At 44.4% G+C, this 4,391-nt stretch carries 4 protein-coding genes and 1 pseudogene; 1 reads left to right on the forward strand and 4 read right to left on the reverse strand.

Going from position 1 to position 4,391, the window contains the following annotated elements; all coding sequences use genetic code 11:
• Positions 1-125: 125 nt before the first annotated feature.
• Positions 126-236, forward strand: a pseudogene (locus B5G40_RS16415) (helix-turn-helix transcriptional regulator); the annotation flags it as partial.
• 747 nt (positions 237-983) lie between these two features.
• Here the strand turns inward: B5G40_RS16415 and B5G40_RS16430 are convergent.
• The 4 genes from B5G40_RS16430 to B5G40_RS16445 all read right to left on the reverse strand — a co-directional run bounded on the left by B5G40_RS16430 (position 984) and on the right by B5G40_RS16445 (position 4,122).
• Positions 984-1,529, reverse strand: coding sequence for an AAA family ATPase (locus tag B5G40_RS16430; RefSeq protein WP_087308756.1), 546 nt, complete (start codon positions 1,527-1,529; stop codon positions 984-986).
• Between the two features lie 199 nt (positions 1,530-1,728).
• On the reverse strand, positions 1,729-2,505 hold the full coding sequence (ant(9), locus tag B5G40_RS16435) for an ANT(9) family aminoglycoside nucleotidyltransferase (RefSeq protein ID WP_002578722.1): 777 nt from the start codon (positions 2,503-2,505) through the stop codon (positions 1,729-1,731).
• A gap of 24 nt (positions 2,506-2,529) precedes the next feature.
• A complete protein-coding gene (locus B5G40_RS16440; protein WP_002578723.1) occupies positions 2,530-3,300 on the reverse strand; it encodes a nucleoside phosphorylase in 771 nt (256 codons plus the stop codon).
• Positions 3,301-3,324: 24 nt separating this feature from the next.
• Positions 3,325-4,122 carry a helix-turn-helix domain-containing protein gene (locus B5G40_RS16445; RefSeq protein WP_002578724.1) on the reverse strand — a complete coding sequence of 266 codons (798 nt, stop codon included), beginning with the start codon at positions 4,120-4,122 and terminating at the stop codon, positions 3,325-3,327.
• Positions 4,123-4,391: the final 269 nt, after the last annotated feature.

Raw genomic sequence — 4,391 nt, forward strand, 5'->3', positions numbered from 1 at the left:
AAGCCCAAGGAGTGATTGGTCAGCCAGTTGCTCCTCTCATTGTAGCTTAGGCACGAGATGGAGGGAAAGCCGGACTGGCTGTCCGGCTTTCCTGTCCAAATTTATTGTAATAGGAGTGAGCCCATATGTTAAACGAAAACATAAAGGCAATCCGGAAATCCAAGGGACTTTCCCAACAAGAACTTGCCATGAAGCTGAATGTGGTGCGGCAGACCATCTCCAAATGGGAGCAGGGGGGTTCACTTAGATAAAGATACCACATCAATCCCACGCTGACTTTTGCTCAACCGATACAGCCGGAGGGCTGGATAACAAGAAAAGGCGGTATGCGCCCCGTGGAGGGGTAGCGTACCGCCTTTTCTTGTGGGGGTTTCCAAAGGGGGCAACGCCCCCATTTGGCACACGACTTTGCGAAGCAAAGTGTAGTGTGTTATACGCTCTGTCGGCGTTGCCGTGAAAATGCCGTTGCCGCCGGGGAGGGCAAGGGCATTTGAAGCGGCAGGAAAACAGGGCTGTGCTTGCGTGGCGTAGAGCCGTAAGCACAGGTCTGGTTTCAACAGCAGACTGGGCGTATATGAAATCCCCCGTCCCTCGTCCTACGCTCCGACTTGTGGACAAAGTGTCCCGAAGTTGTGGCTACACTCCCGGAAAAGTAACAGGACAGCGGGCAACCGTCAAGGCTGAAATGAACGGGCTTACACCCGGCCTTGACCGCCACCCGCCGTCCCGCTGAATGGGTGAACAAGGCGACCAATCCCTCAAAGTGCTTGGCCGCTCTCTTTCTGATTTTGGAGCGTTTCTTTTCTCATAATGAAATGGGCGGGAAGCCATTTTAGGGGTTTCCTGCCTTGATTGCCCATCTGCAAAGACAGGCGGGACTGTCAACGGCGGCGCATGAAATACGCCGTTCATCTTGACCGTTGACTACCCCGGCTGGCTTTGCTATTTCTCTGATAAATGAAATTTCGATTTTTAGAAAGCGTTTAAGATAACAATGCGGCTCCACTTGAAATTTTTTCTTTTACTGCCAAAACAGCCTCTTGGATAGAATAGGTTGTCGTTTCTATAACATTCGATTCATATATCCCCAAATTACAAAATTGCTCCCACATTGTTTCTACTAATTCAACATTTGTTTTTCTGTCTAATTTTGAGCGTTCCACAGCTCGTTTCATAGTTTCTTCTTTACTGGCTCTTAAAACAATATAGTGTACTTCATAATCTTCTCGAACAAGGGCTCTCCATGGTTCTAAAAACCACGGCCCGACAATTCCATCTACAATTACATCATATCCGCCGCGGGCATAGCGCTTTGCAGCTTCTAAAAAGGCTTCAATGACAACTAAATTTTGTTCGTTGGACTCTGGTAAATGCGGCGGTATTGCTCCTTTGCTTAAATAATGAAAAAAGTCGTCTGTGTGCATATGCACAGATTTATCCATGTTCGATTCTTTTGCGACAATCGACGCAGTTGTTGTCTTTCCTGTTCCCGGCGAACCTGTAATCACAATAATTCTTCCTTGATTCATCTACATTCTCCCTCGCAATTCAGATTTACCGCTCTCTTTCTGATTTTGGAGCGTTTCTTCTCTCAAGATTGAAATGGGCGGGAAGCCATTTTAGGGCTTTCCCGCCTTGATTGCCCATCAGCAAAGACGGGCGGGACTGTCAACGGCGGCGCATTTATGCGCCGTTCATCTTGACCGTTGATTGGCCCCGCTAACTTTGCTACTCTGTTCTAAGTAATTCCTCAATTTGTTTTTTCATATATTCTACAAGTGCCATCGCTTCCTTTTCTACTGTCTCCCATTCATCAGACAAATTTCCCAAATAAGCTTCCTTTGCCGTTGTTAGCAGGGGGGGAAATCTCTCCGGCAATTTTAAAATTACCCATTTTGCGGCAACATCTTTTGTCGTGATTTCTTCTGTTACTAAAGTAAACCACATTCGTGATAAGGTTAATAACACATTTCTTTCATCACCCTTAAAGCTGGAAATCAAACCAGGTAAAGAAAACCGAATTGCTTTTTTAATTTCGTGAAATGGGATAGCGGGAATAAGCTCTTTGCTTTCCGCCCCCTTCAAAGTTATGCTATTTTTTCTTGCTTGCCATAATAAAATCATTATATCTGGGTCATTGCAGGCTTGCGGATATTCTCCTGCTTCCATCTCTCCCCTTAGCCATTCACCATACATATACTGACATTTTGGCGGAAATTGCAACGGAACAATATCAGATTGATTGATAATAGTTACCTCTAAAGGTCTTTTTTCAATACAGCCTACGGAGCCAGAAATTTTCAATAATTGCTTTGTTAGATCTGCTCTGATTGAATTACTCAATTCTTGTTTAGTAATTATCAGTATATCTATATCACTATCTGGACGCAGCCCATTCATTGTTGCTGAACCATATAAATATATCCCCAATATTTGACCTTGTAATATGGTTTCTGCTATTGAAATAACTTGATTTACTTGTTGTGGAAATTCATTTATATTCATTGTAACTCCTATATGTATTTATTTTTACTCCTCAACAACTGATAAAACAGCGTCTAAGGCTAATTCTAAGGCTATGGATATACTTGTTTTTCCCCATTCTCTTTCTTGGTATTTATGAGGGTCTGCAAGAGTATCGGCTGAAAAAAGCAGCATAGCCCATGTAACTTTTCTAAATTTTGCACACGCCGCCAATGCGGAACATTCCATTTCTACTACTTGACATCCCTCTTCTTTCCGATACTGAACCATTTCTACTGTTTCTCGATAAAAACCGTCTGTTGTCCATGTTTTAACTTCCCAATATGGTATATTCTTTTGGCTTAAAGCAGATTCAATCGCATTTATACCAGCCTTTGAAATCTCTACTTCTCGGGAGGGAGGAAGATAATGGTAAGATGTTCCCTCATCTCTCAATGCAGAAACAGGTATCAAAAATCTATTTTCCGGGATGTCTTCCAATACGCCGCAAGAGCCGACGGAAATAATCTTTGTTACACCCCCTGCAATTAAATATTCTAAAACTTGGACGGCAGCAGCACTTCCCACAGGAGCCGGACATAGACATATTTTCTCCTGATTATAAAGACATTCATAAATAGGATATCGTCTTGTTGCACTTTCAAATTCATCTATCTGTATTCCATCATGGGTATGTGCATAATTTTCAACCTCGTCTCCTAAAAAAGCAAACACTGCTTTTGCAGGAAAACATTTTTTCCCATTTCCCGGCTGAAAAACAGCTTTTGATGCGGTATCGTACTCTAAAACAGGGTAGTCATGCTTTACTAATGGCATATTATTATCTCGAATAACAGGCTATTATTCTATTCCTTTCATCATCTTTTTTGCCAACTGCTTGAACAGGTCGGCAGTTTCTTCATCCATCGGCGTAAGCTGTCCGATCTGTCCGGCAACCATCGCCGCTACATCGTCAATGGAAAGCGGGTTTTGCTTCTGTTCCGCCAATGCGTCCCGCATGGCTTGGAACATCGCGGCGGTCACAGCTTCTCCCGGCTGTTCCCCGTTGTCAATGTCTTTCTTAATATCCCGCAGGATAGCAAGGAACACATTTTTGATTTTCTCAATCTCCGCCTCATGTTCCCCCATCTTCTGGGCGTTCAAAAGCTGTAAATCCTGCTTTGCTTCCGCCCGGTGTTCCGGGTGTTCTTTCATCAGGTCGGACAGGGAAGCCGTTGCTATCTCGATAAGCTGGTTTCTTGCTGTTATGCCTTTTGCCGCTGTGTCCTGAAAATAAATCCGTATCAAATCTATCAGCTTAGGAAAATTCCTGTGTTCCAACAGGCGGTTGAGGATTTGCACATCAACAGCACCCGTCACGAGCCCCCTCACGGCTCCCTCGGACAAGCCTAATTCAGAAATATCGTAGCTTTTACGGACGCTCACGGTGGATAAGCCCAGTATGTAGTCTGTCGATACCTTAAATTCCTTTGCCACGCCTATGAGAATATCACTGCTGACCGTTCTCGTTTCGCCGCTGACAATGCGGCTCAACTGGGAAGCGGAAACCCCTATCTTCTCCGCAAGTTCCTTTTGTGTGATGTGGTTCCCGTTGCATAAATCGGAAATCCGCTGTCCGGGTGTTCCGGGTAAAGCCATAGATACGCACCTCCTCCGCATACTTCCATTATACAGAATGATTGCAAAAATGCAATTTCCAAAGTGTAAACTTCATCAAAATGCAATTCTCGCAAAATTCCGGGGATTGCATTTTTTTCGTGTAGACTTAGGGTAGTTCATCGATGGACAGCACCTTGCTACGAAAATAAGTAGCGAGGGCGTGAACCTTGACAAACAGGCTTTCAACGCCTCATGAAAAACCATCGCAGCACAAAAAGCGGCAGGCCAAAACCTGTCGCCGGCCGAAG

Origin of the sequence: Flavonifractor sp. An9, from assembly GCF_002161245.1 — a bacterium.
Classification (GTDB): domain Bacteria; phylum Bacillota; class Clostridia; order Oscillospirales; family Oscillospiraceae; genus Flavonifractor; species Flavonifractor avicola.